This window comes from Seohaeicola saemankumensis, assembly GCF_042678485.1.
Lineage (GTDB): Bacteria > Pseudomonadota > Alphaproteobacteria > Rhodobacterales > Rhodobacteraceae > Seohaeicola > Seohaeicola saemankumensis.
In genome coordinates this window covers 145,475-161,829 of the sequence record NZ_JBHTKR010000005.1, presented here as the reverse complement: position 1 = coordinate 161,829, position 16,355 = coordinate 145,475, and the positions used below count along the sequence as shown (strand labels likewise).

Annotated in this window: 16 protein-coding genes; 10 read left to right on the top strand and 6 right to left on the bottom strand. The window is 64.7% G+C overall.

What is annotated here, in order from left to right; genetic code table 11:
• Positions 1-2 precede the first annotated feature (2 nt).
• From ACFQ3C_RS13035 to ACFQ3C_RS13015, 5 genes are all read right to left on the bottom strand, one after another.
• The gene (locus tag ACFQ3C_RS13035; protein WP_380792522.1) at positions 3-998 is read right to left on the bottom strand and encodes a BMP family lipoprotein; all 996 of its coding nucleotides are present in this window, start codon (positions 996-998) and stop codon (positions 3-5) included.
• A gap of 175 nt (positions 999-1,173) precedes the next feature.
• Positions 1,174-1,644, bottom strand: coding sequence for a GNAT family N-acetyltransferase (locus tag ACFQ3C_RS13030; RefSeq protein ID WP_380792519.1), 471 nt, complete (start codon positions 1,642-1,644; stop codon positions 1,174-1,176).
• Complete coding sequence (gene tsaB / locus ACFQ3C_RS13025) at positions 1,631-2,260, bottom strand: tRNA (adenosine(37)-N6)-threonylcarbamoyltransferase complex dimerization subunit type 1 TsaB (protein WP_380792516.1); 630 nt, start codon at positions 2,258-2,260, stop codon at positions 1,631-1,633. The genes ACFQ3C_RS13030 and tsaB overlap by 14 nt, the downstream gene beginning before the upstream one ends.
• A gap of 37 nt (positions 2,261-2,297) precedes the next feature.
• The gene (locus tag ACFQ3C_RS13020) at positions 2,298-2,861 is read right to left on the bottom strand and encodes a NifU family protein (protein ID WP_380792513.1); all 564 of its coding nucleotides are present in this window, start codon (positions 2,859-2,861) and stop codon (positions 2,298-2,300) included.
• Positions 2,862-2,934: 73 nt separating this feature from the next.
• The gene (locus tag ACFQ3C_RS13015) at positions 2,935-5,676 is read right to left on the bottom strand and encodes a cation:proton antiporter (RefSeq protein ID WP_380792510.1); all 2,742 of its coding nucleotides are present in this window, start codon (positions 5,674-5,676) and stop codon (positions 2,935-2,937) included.
• Between ACFQ3C_RS13015 and ACFQ3C_RS13010 the strand changes: the two genes are divergently transcribed.
• The 8 genes from ACFQ3C_RS13010 to ACFQ3C_RS12975 all read left to right on the top strand — a co-directional run bounded on the left by ACFQ3C_RS13010 (position 5,669) and on the right by ACFQ3C_RS12975 (position 13,393).
• Positions 5,669-5,842, top strand: a complete 174-nt coding sequence (locus tag ACFQ3C_RS13010; protein ID WP_380792507.1) for a hypothetical protein — start codon at positions 5,669-5,671, stop codon at positions 5,840-5,842. The two genes, ACFQ3C_RS13015 and ACFQ3C_RS13010, sit on opposite strands and share 8 nt — an antisense overlap.
• A 73-nt stretch (positions 5,843-5,915) precedes the next feature.
• Positions 5,916-6,830: a lipid A-modifier LpxR family protein gene (locus ACFQ3C_RS13005; protein WP_380792504.1), complete on the top strand. Its 915-nt coding sequence runs from the start codon at positions 5,916-5,918 to the stop codon at positions 6,828-6,830.
• Between the two features lie 178 nt (positions 6,831-7,008).
• Positions 7,009-8,073, top strand: a complete 1,065-nt coding sequence (locus tag ACFQ3C_RS13000) for a Hint domain-containing protein (RefSeq protein ID WP_380792501.1) — start codon at positions 7,009-7,011, stop codon at positions 8,071-8,073.
• A gap of 352 nt (positions 8,074-8,425) precedes the next feature.
• The gene (gene rpsD, locus ACFQ3C_RS12995) at positions 8,426-9,046 is read left to right on the top strand and encodes a 30S ribosomal protein S4 (RefSeq protein WP_380792498.1); all 621 of its coding nucleotides are present in this window, start codon (positions 8,426-8,428) and stop codon (positions 9,044-9,046) included.
• A 125-nt stretch (positions 9,047-9,171) separates the two neighbouring features.
• Complete coding sequence (locus ACFQ3C_RS12990) at positions 9,172-10,605, top strand: homospermidine synthase (protein WP_380792495.1); 1,434 nt, start codon at positions 9,172-9,174, stop codon at positions 10,603-10,605.
• A 150-nt stretch (positions 10,606-10,755) separates the two neighbouring features.
• Positions 10,756-11,841, top strand: a complete 1,086-nt coding sequence (hisC, locus tag ACFQ3C_RS12985) for a histidinol-phosphate transaminase (protein ID WP_380792492.1) — start codon at positions 10,756-10,758, stop codon at positions 11,839-11,841.
• Positions 11,838-12,758 carry a prephenate/arogenate dehydrogenase family protein gene (locus ACFQ3C_RS12980; protein WP_380792489.1) on the top strand — a complete coding sequence of 307 codons (921 nt, stop codon included), beginning with the start codon at positions 11,838-11,840 and terminating at the stop codon, positions 12,756-12,758. The genes hisC and ACFQ3C_RS12980 overlap by 4 nt, the downstream gene beginning before the upstream one ends.
• Positions 12,755-13,393: an extensin-like domain-containing protein gene (locus ACFQ3C_RS12975; RefSeq protein ID WP_380792486.1), complete on the top strand. Its 639-nt coding sequence runs from the start codon at positions 12,755-12,757 to the stop codon at positions 13,391-13,393. Before ACFQ3C_RS12980 ends, ACFQ3C_RS12975 begins: the two co-directional genes overlap by 4 nt.
• Positions 13,394-13,417: 24 nt before the next feature.
• On the opposite strand, the gene ACFQ3C_RS12970 is transcribed toward ACFQ3C_RS12975, so the two are convergent.
• Positions 13,418-14,443 carry a DUF2125 domain-containing protein gene (locus tag ACFQ3C_RS12970; RefSeq protein ID WP_380792483.1) on the bottom strand — a complete coding sequence of 342 codons (1,026 nt, stop codon included), beginning with the start codon at positions 14,441-14,443 and terminating at the stop codon, positions 13,418-13,420.
• 76 nt (positions 14,444-14,519) lie between these two features.
• Between ACFQ3C_RS12970 and ACFQ3C_RS12965 the strand changes: the two genes are divergently transcribed.
• Positions 14,520-15,065, top strand: a complete 546-nt coding sequence (locus ACFQ3C_RS12965) for a gamma-glutamylcyclotransferase (RefSeq protein WP_380793329.1) — start codon at positions 14,520-14,522, stop codon at positions 15,063-15,065.
• A gap of 69 nt (positions 15,066-15,134) precedes the next feature.
• Positions 15,135-16,355, top strand: a complete 1,221-nt coding sequence (locus tag ACFQ3C_RS12960; RefSeq protein WP_380792480.1) for a biopolymer transporter ExbB — start codon at positions 15,135-15,137, stop codon at positions 16,353-16,355.

Here is a 16,355-nt window from a genome sequence, read left to right as displayed (position 1 = left end):
CCTCAGAAAGTCAGGACCGGGCAGCTGTCGTCAGATGTGTAGTCATGCACGATCAGTTCGCCCGCGATGATCTTTTCGCGCGCCGCGTCGACCGTGGCTTTCATTTCGTCCGACACCAGGCTGGCGTTGTTTTCATCCAGTGCATAGCCCACGCCTTCGGCGGCCAGGTCCAGCACCTCGACACCCGATTCCAGATCGGCGCCGGCCATCATGACGTTGTAGACGGCCACATCGACGCGCTTGAGCATCGAGGTCAGCACCTTGCCCGGATGCAGGTGGTTCTGGTTGCTGTCCACGCCGATGGACAGAATGCTTTCGTCCGCCGCAGTCTGCAGCACACCCACGCCGGTGCCGCCGGCGGCGGCATAGACGACATCCGCGCCCTGGCCGATCTGCGACAGGGTCAGTTCGGACCCTTTCACGGGGTCGTTCCAGGCCGACGGTGTGGTGCCGGTCATGTTGGCAATGATATTGGCGTCAGCATTCACCGCCTTGACGCCCTGGGCATAGCCGCAGGCGAATTTGCGGATCAGCGGCACGTCCATCCCGCCGATGAAGCCGACCGTGCCGGATTTCGACGCCATCGCCGCCATCATCCCCACCAGGTAGGAACCTTCGTGTTCGGTAAAGCCGATCACCTTGACGTTGGGCAGATCGACCCAGCCGTCGATGGTCACGAACATCGTGTCGGGATAGTCGGGTGCGACCTGGGCGATCGGATCGCTCATGGCAAAGCCGGTGGTCACGATCGGATTCGCGCCTGCCTCGGCAAAGCGGCGCAGGGCCTGTTCGCGCTGGGCTTCGGACTGCATCACCGTTTCCAGGTAGGTGCCGCCGGTCTCTTTTGCCCAACGCTCTGCCCCGTTGAAGGCGGCCTCGTTGAAGCTTTTGTCGAACTTGCCACCGAGATCGAAGATCAGGGCCGGTTCGGCGAGGGCGGCGCCCGCGCTGAGGGCGGTCGCAGCAGCAGCGCCCAGGAATTTCTGCATCAGGGTCATATCGGGTCTCCCGTTGGTTGGCAGCGGTGGTGCCGGTTGGTTCCGCACCACGTCATACGATCACGTAGATCGGACCAAGGGGCAGTTTACGCCGCAGCGCCCGGCAAGGGTCAACAGGAAACTGCGTCTTGACGTGGCGGCAGGGCCGCTTTCCGGCAAAGGCCGGCGCGCAAGGTCAGTCCAGCGCCCGCCGCAGCAGCAAGGCGTCCGCCGCAGGGGCATCCTTGCGGGCATAGTAGGCGCGCCGCTGGCCGACCCGCGCATAGCCTGCCGCCTGATATAGCGCCAGGGCCGGTGCATTGTCCGCCGCGACCTCGAGGAAGGCGGTCGTTGCCCCCCGCGCCTGTGCGAGAGCATGAAAACGGCCCAGCAGCGCAAGGGCCAGCCCCTTGCGACGATGGTCGGGATGTGTGGCGATGGTCAGGACTTCGGCCTCGTCCGCGATCACCCGCACCAGGATGAAGGCGCGCGCATCGCCCAGGGCGAAAACATGCGGGCTGTCGGACAGGGCCCGGAATTCGGCTGCTGTCCAGGGGCGGTCCAGCCGGTAGGCCGCTGCGTGAAGAACCGCCATCCCGTCAGGATCAAGCGTTGTGCCGGGGTTTGCGACCACGGGACTTGTGAAGCGCGGGTCAGTCCCGGTCATCGGGCAGCATCACCGGGGGTGTGTCACGCGACGGTGCCGCATCCGCCGCGCGAATATAAAGGGGCGCGGGCGCGTGCATCCCCTCGCTTTTTCTGAGCTTGACGCGGGCGACGCGCGCCATCGCGACCACCAGATCGGCAGGGGCAGGGGGCAGCGCCAGCGGCAGGCCGAGGGCATGGGCCTCGTCCATGCTGACAAGGCGCGGTTCGGTCCCGACGGGCGCGATGTAGACTTTGGATTGGGGTGCCGGCACGCAGGCAAGATGGGGCAGCGTCGCGGATTTGCTGATCGCTTCGAAGGTGCTGATACCGATCGACGGGATATCCAGCGCCAGCGCAAGGCCGCGCGCTGTGGATACCGCGATGCGGATTCCGGTAAAGTTGCCGGGCCCGACGCCCACGGCCAGCGCGTCAATGTCGGACCATTCCAGGCCGGCGCCCTTGATCAGATCGTCGAGCATGGGAACCAGCCGTTCCGCCTGTCCCCGGCCCATTTCCTCGGATTGCAGCCCCAGAAGGGACTTGCCGCGCATCAGCGCCGCCGCGCAATAGGCCGCCGATGTGTCGAAAGCCAGGATGATCGGCTCGGCCGTGGTATCGTCTGGCTTGAGGGTCACTGTGTCATCGCCGTTCTCATGCCCGAAAAGCCCGTGATCAGACGGCCACGGGCCGCACTTCGGTCACTTCGGGGATGTAATGGCGCAGCAGGTTCTCGATCCCCATCTTGAGGGTCAGGGTCGATGACGGGCAGCCCGCGCAGGCGCCTTGCATGTGCAGGTAGACCACGCCGCGGTCAAAACCGTGGAAGGTGATGTCGCCGCCATCCTGCGCCACGGCAGGGCGCACGCGGGTGTCCAGCAGTTCCTTGATCTGGCCCACGACATCCGAATCCGGCCCGTCATGGTCGGCATGACCCGAGGCCGCCTGCGCGCCCGCGCCCATGACCGGCTGACCGGACTGGAAATGTTCCATGATCGCACCCAGCAGTGCGGGTTTGATGTGATCCCATTCGACGCCCGCATCCTTGGTCACGGTGACGAAATCGGTGCCAAAGAAGACGCCGGTTACGCCGTTGACCGCAAAAATGCGCGTCGCCAGCGGCGAGACTGACGCCCCGTCGGCAGTCGGGAAATCCGCAGTGCCCATTTCCAGCACGGTTTGACCGGGCAGGAATTTCAGGGTGGCCGGGTTAGGCGTGGATTCGGTCTGGATGAACATCGGGTATGTCCCTTTCATGGCTTGCCACAGGATATGCGCTTGCCGCACCTGACTGTCAAGGTTTGGAACGATTCTAAACTGTTCCGGGGCTGTCCTTCGGTGCCGTTTCCGCAGCCGTTTCCGCAGCCGTGTCCGCAGCGGTGTCGGGTGCTCCCGCCTGGCTTGTTTCGGGCGCTGTTTCGGGTTTGGCTTCGGGCGTTGCGTCCGGTGTGGTGTCTGGTTGGGGCCCGGGCTTGGGGTCAGGCTTGGGGTCAGGCTTGGGGTCAGGCTTGGGGTCAGGCTTGGCCTTGGTCTTGTCCTCGGGCACCGTCAGGCCGACGGCTGCCATGACCTGTGCGGGATCCAGCCCGCGCCGCCTTGCGCTGTCGATCACCGCCTGCTGCATTGGCGCGCTGCGCTTGAGGAGCCTGCGAAACCGCGCCTCGTCCAGGACCAGCAGGCTGGAGGGGGCAATGGCCGTCACCTCTGTCCGTCGGGGCTTCTGCATCAAGATTGCCATCTGGCCGAACATTTCGCCCCGGCCCAGACGCCAGGTCTGGCCTGCGGTCTGCAATTCCACCGCGCCGGAGGCGATGAAATGCACGTTGCGGGCGGGTGTGTCGCGGCGAATGATCTTCTCGCCGGTGTTGACATAGCGCGTGACCAGCGACCGGCTCAGCCGTCGCAGGGTGCGTTCATCCAGATCCGTGAACAGCGGAAACTGGCGTGCCAGGTCGGATTTCCGCACCGCCAGATCCAGCTTGGGCCGGTCATCGGCACGTTTGCGCCTTGTTGCCACCTCCTGGGTCAGGGCCACATGCAGTTCGGCGCCGATCAGCCCGTCGGCGCGCATGGTTTCGTATTCGCGCTCTTCCAGGCGCAGGGCGGTGCGGCGGATGAAGCGGCGCTCAAGCTCTTCGGCATAGCCGGGATATTGCAGGCGAAGCGCGTCCAGCCCCTGTTCGACCTGCTCCAGCCGGCGATCCAGCAGATCGTGCAGCAGATCGGCCACGCGGCGACCGTGGATGCGCCGGATGCGCGTGTCTATAAAGCTGTGCAGATCACGCAGGATCAGCCGTTGTGACAGCAGCACTTCGAAGCGGTCGGCCGTCAGCCGCCCCAGGGGCCCCGACAGGCGCAAACGGTTGTTCAGGAAAAGCGCCACGCGAAAGCCGGGCGCGTTGCCCAGGCTGCGCCGCGCCGCGCGCTGGTAGCCGGTGCGCCCGCCGCTGCGCGCCGCTTCGATCAGGCGGTCGGCATCGGTCAGGATGCGGTCCGACAGCCGCGAAGATATCGCGCGTTCGCGAAACCGCGCCAGGATCATCTCGCGTTCGGCGCCGGCCAGGGCGATGAGCCCCAGTGTTATGCGGTTCTTGTCCGAGATTTCCTCGCCTTCCTCGGCGGCCTTGACCGCCTCGTCGAGCCGCCCGGCAAAGCGCTTGGCCTCGGACCGGACGGTTTCGCGCGTCAGCTCATAGCTGTCAGCGGTGGTCGATACCTCCTCGCGCACTTTCTGAAGCGCCACGGCGACGACCTGCCTGGACAGGGCTGCATCCAGCGGCGACAGCCGGTCCAGCCCCAGCTTGCGGATCACCCAGCGCAGGGTCGTCCCCTGTACCAGCAGGGTGAAAAGGGTGAAGCCGGTGGCCAGAATGCCGACAACGCGCTTGACCTCGACCGGGACGCGGAAGCTTTCGGTTACGGCCAGCGCCAGCGCCAGGGTGACGGCACCGCGCAACCCGCCCCACAGGATCGCGACGCGGTAAGGGCGTTCGACGACCGGCGAGAGGCGCAGCAGCGACAGCAGCGGCAAAAGGCCGAACAGGATGATCATCCGCGCGGCGATGGCGGCCAGGATGACAACGATCACCAGGCCGATATCCGACAGGCGCACCGCGTCCAGCAGGCGGGGGATCAGCAGTGCCGCCAGAATAAAGATCAAGGCCCCGGCCCAATGCGCCAGCAGGCCCCAGACTTCGCGCAGGTTCAACCAGATCGCGGGTGGCAGGCGGCCCGGCCCCAGCAGGTTCAGTGTCAGGCCCGCGGTGACCGCCGCGATCACGCCAGATGCGCCGACCAGCTGCTCCGCGGCCACATAGGACAGGTAGGGCAGCGCGACCGAGATCGAGATCACGGCCAGATCGTGCTGCGCCACCAGCGTCATCAGCCAGAGCGCCGCGCGCGCCATGATCCAACCCGCCAATGCGCCGCCCAGGATCAGCATCGGAAACTGTTCCAGCGCGCCGCGTAACGAGGGGTCTTGCACCCCGGACATCACGAAGCCCATGAACAGGCCAAAAAGCGCGATGGCGGCCGCGTCATTCAGCAGGCTTTCGCCTTCAATGATGCGCGACAGCCGTTTGGGCGCCGAGATCGAGCGGAAGATGCTGACCACCGCCGACGGATCCGTGGTGGACACGATTGCGCCGATCAGCAGACAGGCCGCCAGCGGCAATGTCGAGGTCCAGGACAGCGCATAGCCGATCACGACGGTCGCCACGATCACGGCAACGACGGCCAGCACGAGGATCGGCACCCAGTCGTCGATCATGCGCCGCAGGTCCATGACCAGCGTCACCTGAAACAGCAGGGTCGGCAGGAAGACATAAAGAAAGACGTTCGACCGGATCGGCAGGCCCAGGATCGCCTCGGCCACGGGATTGAGGGCGTCCGTCAGCTCGGTCCGCAGGAAAAAGGCCGCACCCGTTGCCACCATGATCCCCAGAAGCGCCAGAATCACGCTGTAGGGCAGGCGCAGGCGCCCGGCGAGCGGCTCGGCGATGCCGATCAGCAGGAAAAGCGCCGCAATGATGGTCGTGACAAGGATGATGTCCATTCAGATCGGTTCGCTTCAAAAATTCGTAAAAATGACCGGCTTAAGGGCAGATCGCGCCATATTCCCTTACTATGCCCCATCCGTATCGGCGCGGCAAACCGGTCTGGGTGAATGTGACAGGTCACTCAATCTGGCGTTGCAGCAACAGGATGAATTGATTTTTTGAGTTGCGACTGGTCGCCCGCAGTCCAGATCGCGTATGGCTGGCGTAAGTTGCGTGAATCACAAAGGAAAGCACCATGTTTCGTGTCCTGACAGCGATCTGCATCGCCTTGATGGTCATGCCGCAGATGTCTGCGGCGCAGACGCGTGAACGGATCGGCTATGGCCGCCTTATCAACAATGACTATATCGCGACCGGTCAGGACCGTTGGCGGAGCGGGTCTGTCGCCTCAAGCCGGGTCTGGGGGCGCGGTTGGGCGGGGGCATTGCCCTACGATATCGGCGATATTCTGGAACTGCGCCTGGGTGCCGAGATCATCGCCCCTGAAAACCTGGTCAACCCGGCGGCTGGCGATCGTCCCTATGCAACGGCGCTTTCGCTGGGCCTGCATACGCATTTTCAGCGCGCCGGGCTTGAAATGGCGATGGGCGGCGACGTGGTGATGACCGGGCCGCAAACCCGGCTGGACGACCTGCAAGCGGGCTTTCATGATCTGGTGGGTGTCGACAAGGCCTCGAGGCTGACGCGGGCCGCGCAGGTCGGCAACGGCATTCACCCCACGCTGGTTGGCGAGGCCGGGCGCGAGGTTGCACTGGCTGCGGGCGCGCGCATGCGCCCCTTCATCGAGGCGCGGGCCGGGGCTGAAACGCTGCTGCGCGCGGGTGTGGATGTGACCCTCGGCGATCTTGGCCAGGGCGAATTGCTGGTGCGCGATCCGGTCACCGGTCAGCGGTATCGCAGCGTGAAAGGCGATGCGGCAGGCTTTGCCTTCGTGATGGGCGGCGACATCGCGGCAGTGTCGGATAGCGTGTTCCTGCCTGCCTCTTCCGGTGTTGTGGTGCGCGATGCGCGCACAAGGCTGCGGGCCGGGATGCATTGGCAGGGCGACCGCGCCGCTGTCTTCTATGGTCTGACCTGGTTGGGCAAGGAATTCGAAGGCCAGCGCGAGGGGCAGGTCCTGGGGTCGATCCGGTTGGATCTGAATTTCTGACAAGACCCAGGCCCACACAAAGGCCCATTCGCCGCGTGGCGTGCGTGCAACCCTTTTGCCCTCAAAATCCCCTTGGTGTTCAAGAGGGATTTGCAGCCATGCCCATGGTCTGCTAGTCTTTTGATACTAAAAAAGACAACAACAATAAAAACAATAACTTGAGGCAGATAGAGCAGGTATGGAAACGGGCTTTGAGGGCACGTTCGTCATCTCCTGGTCACAGACGGAAGTGGACGGTCTCGAGGCCGCCCCCTTGGCATCATTGGCGGTTGGGGCCTCTTGGTCCTGGCGTGGTGATGCGGTGCGGGTGGACGGTCCGGGTCACCTGTTGCGTCTTGGGCCTGCGGAAGGCGAGGCAGAGCTGAGAAAACGTGCGGCGCGTACGGTGCGTCGCCTTGTCGGGGCTGCGATCACGCAGACGCGCGACCTGGACAGCGTTGAAATCAATACGCCGCTGGAAGAAAGTTGCTTTGTGGTCACGGACGGGGCGCAAAGCTTTGCCGTCACGGTGATCGAAGTGGGCACGGGCGCCCCTCCGCTTTTGATGTTTCTGGATAGATTGCCCCCGCGTGATACCGATCTGTGGATCGTGCATCACACGATGAACCTGATGCACCTGAACGCGGCTGGCCCTTCTGGCAGCGGGGTCATCTGCTTTACGCACGGCACGCGTATCGCGACCCCGAATGGCCCGCGTCTGGTCGAGGAGCTGTGCGAGGGCGACCTGGTCCAGACCCGTGACAGCGGCCCGCAGGAGGTCTTGTGGGTCGGCAGCCGCCGGATGAGCGGCGCAAGACTTTTCGCGATGCCAAAGCTGCGACCGATCCGTTTCCGCGCCCGCGCGCTGGGCGTCGAGCGGCCTGACCAGGACCTGCTGGTGTCACCTGATCATCGGATGTTGTTGCGCGGACGGGCCGCGCAGGCCCTTTTCAACACGGACGAGGTTCTGGTTGCGGCCCGCGACCTGGTGAACGGGCAGACCATCGCGGTGGATATGGCGCTGCGGGAAGTCACCTATGTGCACCTGTTGCTGCCCTCGCATCACGTTCTGTGGGCCAATGGCCTTGAAACCGAAAGCTTCCACCCGGCGCAGGCGGATCTTGCAAGCCTGGCCGCAGAGGACCGGATGCGGCTTCTGGCCATGTTCCCGGCGCTGGAATATGACCCGCATGTCTATGGCGCGGCCGCGCGACGCATGCTGAGCACCTCGGAGGCGGCCATCCTGATGCACGAGGCCGCCTAGACCGGCGGATGCCGCCGCGTGGCGATGGGGGCGGTCGGGATGGCGTGGCGCGACCGCCGCGCCTCAGACAAGCGGGACGAAGGGCACGCCGCAACCCGCCAGGGCCAGCAGGCCCACACAGAACAACCATTTACGCATGACACCCTCCAAGCTTCGGTGTCCGACCCTAGGCGGGTGTCGCGCGTGTCGTCAACGCTTCCGGCCTGCGCCTTGTGGTCATATCGCTGTTGACTCTGCGAATGGCGGCCGTATAAGCGCGGCTTCATTGGTGTTGGTGGCCCCCGCAAGGGGTGTCCTGTCGGGCTTTTGCCAGAGGACAACGCCCTTCATACTCTAACGAAGGAGATCAGCCGTGACCAAACGCACGTCTGCCAAGTACAAGATCGACCGCCGCATGGGCGAAAACATCTGGGGCCGTCCGAAATCCCCGGTGAACCGCCGCGAATATGGCCCCGGCCAGCATGGCCAGCGCCGCAAGGGCAAACTGTCCGATTTCGGCACCCAGCTGCGCGCCAAGCAGAAGCTCAAGGGCTACTACGGCGACCTGACTGAAAAGCAGTTCCGCCGCATCTATGCCGAGGCAGAGCGCGTCAAGGGCGATACCGGTGAAAACCTGATCGGCCTGCTGGAGCGCCGCCTGGACGCCGTGGTCTACCGCGCGAAGTTCGTGCCGACCGTGTTCGCCGCCCGCCAGTTCGTGAACCACGGCCACGTGACCGTGAACGGCAAGCGCGTGAACATCCCCTCCTACCGTGTGAAAGAGGGTGACGTGGTCGAGGTTCGCCAGAAGTCCAAGCAGATGGCCGCCATCCTGGAAGCCACCCAGCTGCCCGAGCGTGACGTTCCCGATTACCTGGATGTCGACAACTCCAAGCTGACCGCGACCTTCGTGCGCACCCCCACCCTGGGCGATGTGCCCTATCCGGTCATCATGGAACCGAACCTGGTGGTCGAATTCTACGCGAAGAACTAAGCCTTCGCACCGGATTACCCCCTCTTTCGGGGGATCAGGACCCGCCGCAGCTTCTGCGGCGGGTTTTTTCATGTCACAAGGAAACCTGGGCATCATCGGCGGTGCCGCATGGTGGAGGGTGAATGATGACAACTGGTAATCGTGGTGACTGGCCGGTCCATGGCCGTATAGAGGGCGCGGTGGTCATCATCGGCTATGGCTCGATCGGGCGGGGCACCCTGCCGCTGATCCAGCGGCATTTCGATTTCGATGCGGACCGTCTGATGGTGATCGAACCAGATCCCGCAGCGGTGGCCGATCTGGCTGCGCGGGGCATCCCGCACATGCCGATCGGCCTGACACGGGGCAACTACCGCCAGGTTCTTGGCGATCTTTTTGCGGATGGAAAAGGGTTCTGCGTCAACCTGTCGGTCGATACCTCTTCGCTGGATATCATGCGGCTGTGCCGCGAGATGGGCGTTCTTTATATCGACACGGTGGTGGAGCCCTGGACAGGGTTCTATTTCGAGACCCCCGACAATGAGGCGCGCACGAATTATGCGCTGCGCCAGAAGGTGCGCGACGAGAAGGCCGCCCATCCCGGTGGGACCACGGCCGTGTCATGCTGCGGGGCCAATCCCGGCATGGTCAGCTGGTTCGTCAAGGAGGCGTTGTTGCAACTGGCCGCGGATTGCGGCCAGGCGATCGAGGCACCAAGAGATGGGCAGGGTTGGGCGATGCTGATGCGCGATCTGGGAGTGAAGGGCGTGCATGTGGCCGAGCGCGACACCCAGGCCCGCGCGGTGCCGCGTCCGCGCGGTGTTTTCGTGAACACCTGGTCGGTCGAGGGTTTCATCGCCGAAGGCTTCCAGCCCGCCGAACTGGGCTGGGGCACGCATGAGACATGGTTTCCCGATAATGCCTATCGCCATGCCACGGGCTGTCAGTCCGCGATCTGGATTGAGCGCCCCGGTGCGATCACCCGCGTGCACAGCTGGTGCCCGACGCCGGGGCCGCAATTCGGTTTTCTGGTCACCCATAACGAGGCGATTTCCATTTCGGATTACTATACGATCGGCGATGCCGCCGCGCCCGAATACCGGCCCACCTGCCATTACGCCTATCACCCCTGCGATGATGCGGTGCTGTCGCTGCACGAGATGTTCGGCTCGGGCCGGGTGCAGCACGCGCATCACATCCTGGGCCCCGACGAAATCGTGGAAGGAATAGATGAACTGGGTGTGCTGCTTTACGGGCATGCGAAAAACGCGCTGTGGTACGGCTCGCGCCTGTCCAATGCCGAGGCGCGGACCCTGGCCCCCGATCAGAACGCGACCGGGCTGCAAGTGACCAGCGCGGTTCTGGCCGGCATGGTCTGGGCGTTAGAAAACCCCCGCGCCGGGATCGTCGAGACCGACGAGATGGATCACGCCCGTTGCCTCGAGGTGCAGCGGCCCTACCTTGGCCCGGTGGAGGCGCATTACACCGACTGGACGCCCCTTCAGGATCGTTGGGAGCTGTTTCCCGAGGATATCGACGAAAGTGATCCCTGGCTCTTTCGCAATGTGCTTGCGACCTGACGCGGTGTTGCGGCGGCGCGGGCGCGGCTTGAGTATTTGGGGAACGATGAAGTTGCCGCCCTTTGGTCTGCGGCATGACGGATCCCGCTTCTTTCGCGCTTTTCTTGGAAGGGGCGCGCCGCTAAGAGGGGGCGCAAGGAGAGCGAAGACATGACCCAGATCCAGCCGCAACCCGGCATCATGCAGATCGAGCTTTACCAGGGTGGCGCCGCGCATGTGGATGGCGTCAGCGAGGTGGTGAAGCTGAGTTCGAACGAGAACCCGTTCGGACCGAGCGAGGCCGCGATCGAGGCGTTCCGCCGCTCGGGCTATGAGTTGCATCGCTACCCTTCGACCGATCACGCGGGCCTGCGCGGCGCGATTGCCGATGTGCACGGTCTGGACGCCGATCGCATCATCTGCGGCGTGGGCAGCGACGAGATCATACATTTTCTTTGCCAGGCCTATGTCGGCCCTGGTGACGAGGTGATCCATACCGAACACGGCTTTGCGATGTATCGCATCAGCACGCTTGCCGCAGGCGGCACGCCCGTCGAGGTGAAGGAACGCGACCGTGTGACCGATGTGGACGCGATCCTTGCGGCCGTCACCCCCGCCACGCGACTGGTGTTCATCGCCAACCCCAACAACCCGACCGGCACGATGATCGGTGGCAACGAGCTGGCGCGGCTGGCGGAAGGGTTGCCGGATCACGCGCTTCTGGTGCTGGACGGGGCCTATGCCGAATATGTCGATGGCTATGATGGCGGCGCCGCCCTGGTCGAGGCGCGCGACAATGTCGTGATGACACGGACCTTTTCCAAGCTTTATGGCCTGGGCGGGTTGCGCGTGGGCTGGGGCTATGGGCCGCGCGCGATCATTGATGTGCTCAACCGTATCCGGGGGCCGTTCAACCTGTCCAACACGGCGCTGGCCACCGCCGAGGCCGCCGTGCGCGACCAGGCCTATGCCGCCAAGTGCCGCGCGGAAAACGCGCGTCTGCGGGTCTGGCTGGCGCAGGCGCTGGCCGAACACGGGGTGCAATGCGATACCTCGATGGCGAATTTCGTGCTGGCGCGCTTTGCCGACCAGGCAGAGGCCGAAGCCTGCGACACCTATCTGAAATCGCAGGGTCTGATCGTGCGGCGCGTGGCAGGTTACAAGCTGCCGCAATGCCTGCGGATCACGGTCGGGGACGAATCCAGTTGCCGTCGGGTGGCCCATGCGGTGGGGCAGTTCAAGGGGGGTGCAAGGTGAGCGTGGTCTACAATCGCGTCGCATTGATCGGGCTGGGGCTGATCGCCTCGTCGATGTTCTGGGCAATGAAGCGGGGCGGCCTGGCGGGCGAGGTGACGGGCTATGCCCGCAGCGCCGCGACGCGCGACACGGCACGCCGAATCGGGCTGTGCGACCGTGTGTGCGACACGGCGGCCGAGGCGGTCAAGGATGCCGATCTGGTCGTGCTTTGCGTGCCCGTGGGCGCCATGGAGCAGGTCGCGGCCGAGATCGCGCCGCATCTGGCGAAAGGCGCGACGGTCAGCGACGTGGGATCGGTGAAGCGCGCCGTGATCGAGGCCGTTGGCCCGCATCTGCCGCCGCATGTGCACTTCATTCCGGCGCATCCGCTGGCGGGTACCGAACATTCGGGCCCCGAATCCGGCTTTGCCACCCTCTTTGACAATCGCTGGTGCATTCTTGTGCCGGTCGAAGGGACTGACCCCGAGGCGCTGGACCGTCTGACCCGACTCTGGCAGGGGATCGGCGCCAATGTCGATACGATGGAGGCTGATCATCATGACCTGGTGCTGGCCGTGACCAGCCATGCGCCGCATCTGATCGCCTATACGATGGTCGGCGTGGCCGACGATCTGCGCCGCGTGACCGATAGCGAGGTGATCAAGTATTCCGCCGCCGGTTTCCGTGACTTCACCCGTATCGCGGCCAGCGATCCGACCATGTGGCGCGACGTGTTCCTGACCAACAAGGAAGCGACGCTGGAAATCCTGGGCCGTTTCACCGAAGAACTGTTCGCCTTGCAACGCGCGATCCGTACCGGGGACGGTGATCACCTGCATGCCTATTTCACCCGCACCCGCGCCATCCGGCGCGGTATCATCGAGGCGGGGCAGGATACCGATGCGCCTGATTTCGGACGTACGAAGGCGGTCCGTTGAGACGCGCCGGCATCTTTCCCCTGGCCTTGGTGGCGCTGCTTTTCAGCGCAAGTGCGTGCAGCGTGCGCTATGAACGATCCGCGCCAAGGGTGGGGCCATCGACCAGCGGCTATCCGATGATCTGCAACGATCCGGCCCTGCGCGGCGAAGTCGTGGGCGAGGTGCCCGGCGGTATCACCGGATGCGGGATCGCCAACGCCGTGCGCCTGCACGAGGTGAATGGCGTGCAACTCAGCTCGGGGGCGGTGGTTGACTGTCCGACGGCGCGAGCCTTCGGCAGTTGGGTCGACAGGGGCTTGATGGCCGCCGTCGGCAACAAGGGCGGTGGCGTGCAATCCATCCGGGTTGCGGCCAGCTATGCCTGCCGCACACGCAACCATCAGCCGGGCGCGCGCATTTCCGAGCACGGGCGCGGCAAGGCCATCGACGTGTCAGGCTATCGCCTGCGTGACGGGACCGACGTGACCGTCCTGCGCGACTGGGGCACCGGGCGCAATGGGCGGGCGCTGAAACAGATGCACAGGGCGGCCTGCGGGACATTCGGCACGGTGCTGGGGCCGGATTCCGATCGCTTCCACCAGGATCATTTCCATTTCGATACCGCACGCCATCGCGGCGGGCCTTATTGCCGCTGACGCCGCGCCAGGCGTACGACCGGGCTAGCGCAGCACGAAGACCGGGCTGTCCATGACCGGAACGGGGCCGATCCAGATCAGGCCACCGCGGAAATCCAGCGGTATGTCGATCCCGTCGTTGCGGCCTGCCAGAAGGGACAACGCCCGTTCCAGCGTGTCGGCCACCCCGGCGGGCAATTCGCCCGAGGCACGGGCCATGGCAAGGATCTCGCGCCAGTTCTGCGCCTTGACGGTGATCCGGCCCGTGGCCCGACCTTCGGGGTTCACATCCAGATCGCCGGCCGCTTTCAGCTCCAGCTCGCCCCAGCGCGCCTCGGCCAGGCGCAGCGAGATCAGTCGCGGCTGCGGGCGGGCCTTTTCCACGGCACGGCGATCCCAGGGGCGATCGAATCCAAGGGTCACATCGGCGCGCAAGGCATCCAGCGTGCGCGGCAGCCTGTTTGCCGGGTCGATGCGGTGTCGCAGGCCAAGATCGGGTGCAACCCCTTCGGCGGACAAGGCAATGCGATAGCCTGTTGCGACGTCTTCCGGGGCAGCGGTGGCGGGCTGCCCGTCCGGGCCCAGCCTTTCGGCGGCAAGGCGCAGCGCGCTCATGGCCGTTGCGGTGCCATCGCTTGCGCTGATCTGCAAGGTATCGGCGACAAGGCGGACCCGATCGGGTGCAAGATCGGTACTGGGCCACAGGACCACGCTGGCCTGCATCGCGGCCTGGGTGATGACGAACTTGTCCAGCGGGGTTGCGACATGTTGCAGGTCGGGCCATGCGGCGATGACGTGATGGGGCTTGTAGCTGAGCGCCAGTATCTGGAAGAACGGCGCATCCCAGGCCCAGCCTGTTGCCGGATCGGCCAGGGCAATATCGGTCAGGGTCACGTCAAAGCGGTTGGGAAAGCCCAACACCTCAAGCGTGTCATAGTCGGCGGCCCAGCCATCGGCGCGCCGGTCTGCGAACCAGCCCTCAAAGGCGCTGCGCGTGGTCGAGGCCCCGTAGAACCAGTAACCGGACCAGAGCGCGGCCGATACGATGATCAGGAACAACAGTCGTTTCACGCGGCGGGTCCCCCCTTTTCACTGCGCCTTTGGTGGTGTTTACAGGGGTGCAAATGGAAGGACCAGTGGCGCCATGATGTGGGTGTTCGGATATGGATCACTATTGTGGAATCCCGGCTTCGAGGTCAGCCGGACGGTTCTGGCGCGACTGCCGGATTACCATCGCAGTTTCTGCATGCGCTCGATCCATCACCGCGGCACGCCTGACGCGCCGGGGCTGGTGCTGGCGCTGGATGCAGCCGCCGGGGCCGAATGTCACGGGCTGGCGCTTGGGGTTCGCCCCGATCAGGCCGATACCGTTCTGGCCTATCTGCGCGAACGCGAGCTGATCTCCTCGGCCTATGTGGAGCGGGTGCTGATGGTCGATCTGGCCGATGGCACGCGTGTCGAGGCCGTGACCTATGTGATCGACCCTGACCATGTCCAGTATTGCGGCGGTCTTCCGTTGGAAGAGCAGGCGCAGATCATCGCGCAGGCCGTGGGCGGGCGGGGTCCGAACACCGAATATCTGCACAATACGGCGGCGCATCTGGACGGTCTGGGAATCGCCGACCCCGATCTGGCCTGGCTGGACGGCAGAGTGCGAGATCTGACCCGGATAAAGGCCCGTCAGCAGGGATAACCCCTTGGCAGTTCTGGGTTCAGCCCCTAGGATCGACCACAACAATAAACAGTGTCAGGAGCCGTCCGCATGGACATGCCGGACCGCGAGGCCGAGCCGCAGTTTTCACAACCCCTGCGCCAGATCTTGTCGATGTTGCTGGTGCTGGGTCTGGCCGCATTCGTCGTAGTGCTGGCCTTGCCGCGTGTGCTGCCGGTTTTCGAGGCCAATCCCTATCTGAACGGGTTCATCCTGTTTGTCTTCGTGATCGGTGTGCTGGCGTGTTTCCTGCAAGTGGCGCAGCTGATCACCTCGGTTCGCTGGATCGAGGCATTTGCCAAAGGTAGCGCCGACGGGCGGGTGGCTCCGCGTCTTCTGGCGCCGCTTGCGGCGCTGCTGCGGACACGTGGCGCACGCATGCAGATCGGGGCCAGTTCCACCCGGTCCATTCTCGATTCCGTGGCGACCCGGATCGACGAGGCGCGCGAGATCACGCGCTATATCGTCAATCTGCTGATCTTTCTGGGTCTGCTGGGTACGTTCTACGGGCTGGCCACGACCGTGCCCGCGCTGGTCGACACGATCCGCAGCCTGGCCCCGCAAGAAGGCGAAGAAGGCGTTGCCGTCTTCGGGCGTCTGATGGATGGGCTGGACGCGCAGTTGTCCGGCATGGGCGTGGCTTTTGGCTCGTCCCTTCTGGGTCTTGCGGGCTCGCTTGTCGTGGGGCTGCTGGAATTGTTCGCCGGTCACGGCCAGAACCGGTTCTACCGCGAACTGGAAGAATGGCTGAGCACGATCACCCGTGTCGGTTATTCGTCTGGTGAAGGCGAGGGCGCGCCGGATCAGGGGATGCTTGTGCAGGTCGTCGATGGCATGGTCCAGCAGATGGAAACCGTTCAGGCGCTGCTGGAACAGGCCGAAACCGGGCGTGCGGCGATGGATGCCCGGCTGGAACGGTTGGGCGCGGTCATTGACGGGCTCAATGATACGTTGGGTGCCGGCGGTGGGCAGCAATCCGAACTGACCGCGGCCTTGTTGCGGCTGGCCGAAGGGCAGGAAAGTCTTGCCACGGCCCTGTCCGCGCAAGAGCGGGGCGAGGGGCTGGATGCGGAAAGCCGGATGCGCCTGCGGTCCATGGACGTGCAGCTTCTGCGGATCCTGGAAGAAATCAGCGCAGGTCGGCAGGATACCATGTCCGAGCTGCGTACCGACCTGGCCGCATTGACCCGCGCGGTGGAACAGTCCCGCGCCCGGCCCGCGGTGGCGCGCCCCTTGGGCGGGATGGTGGACAACAAGGGCGAAGGGGGCTGA

Bases quoted from the DNA above. Each gene is read 5' to 3' on its own strand.
- ACFQ3C_RS13030 (WP_380792519.1), bottom strand. From the start codon at position 1,644: ATGACCGGGACTGACCCGCGCTTCACAAGTCCCGTGGTCGCAAACCCC.
- ACFQ3C_RS13035 (WP_380792522.1), bottom strand. From the start codon at position 998: ATGACCCTGATGCAGAAATTCCTGGGCGCTGCTGCTGCGACCGCCCTC.
- ACFQ3C_RS13010 (WP_380792507.1), top strand. From the start codon at position 5,669: ATGTCCATTCAGATCGGTTCGCTTCAAAAATTCGTAAAAATGACCGGC.
- hisC (WP_380792492.1), top strand. From the start codon at position 10,756: ATGACCCAGATCCAGCCGCAACCCGGCATCATGCAGATCGAGCTTTAC.
- ACFQ3C_RS13005 (WP_380792504.1), top strand. From the start codon at position 5,916: ATGTTTCGTGTCCTGACAGCGATCTGCATCGCCTTGATGGTCATGCCG.
- ACFQ3C_RS12990 (WP_380792495.1), top strand. From the start codon at position 9,172: ATGACAACTGGTAATCGTGGTGACTGGCCGGTCCATGGCCGTATAGAG.
- ACFQ3C_RS13015 (WP_380792510.1), bottom strand. From the start codon at position 5,676: ATGGACATCATCCTTGTCACGACCATCATTGCGGCGCTTTTCCTGCTG.
- ACFQ3C_RS12960 (WP_380792480.1), top strand. From the start codon at position 15,135: ATGGACATGCCGGACCGCGAGGCCGAGCCGCAGTTTTCACAACCCCTG.
- ACFQ3C_RS12965 (WP_380793329.1), top strand. From the start codon at position 14,520: ATGTGGGTGTTCGGATATGGATCACTATTGTGGAATCCCGGCTTCGAG.
- ACFQ3C_RS13000 (WP_380792501.1), top strand. From the start codon at position 7,009: ATGGAAACGGGCTTTGAGGGCACGTTCGTCATCTCCTGGTCACAGACG.
- ACFQ3C_RS13020 (WP_380792513.1), bottom strand. From the start codon at position 2,861: ATGTTCATCCAGACCGAATCCACGCCTAACCCGGCCACCCTGAAATTC.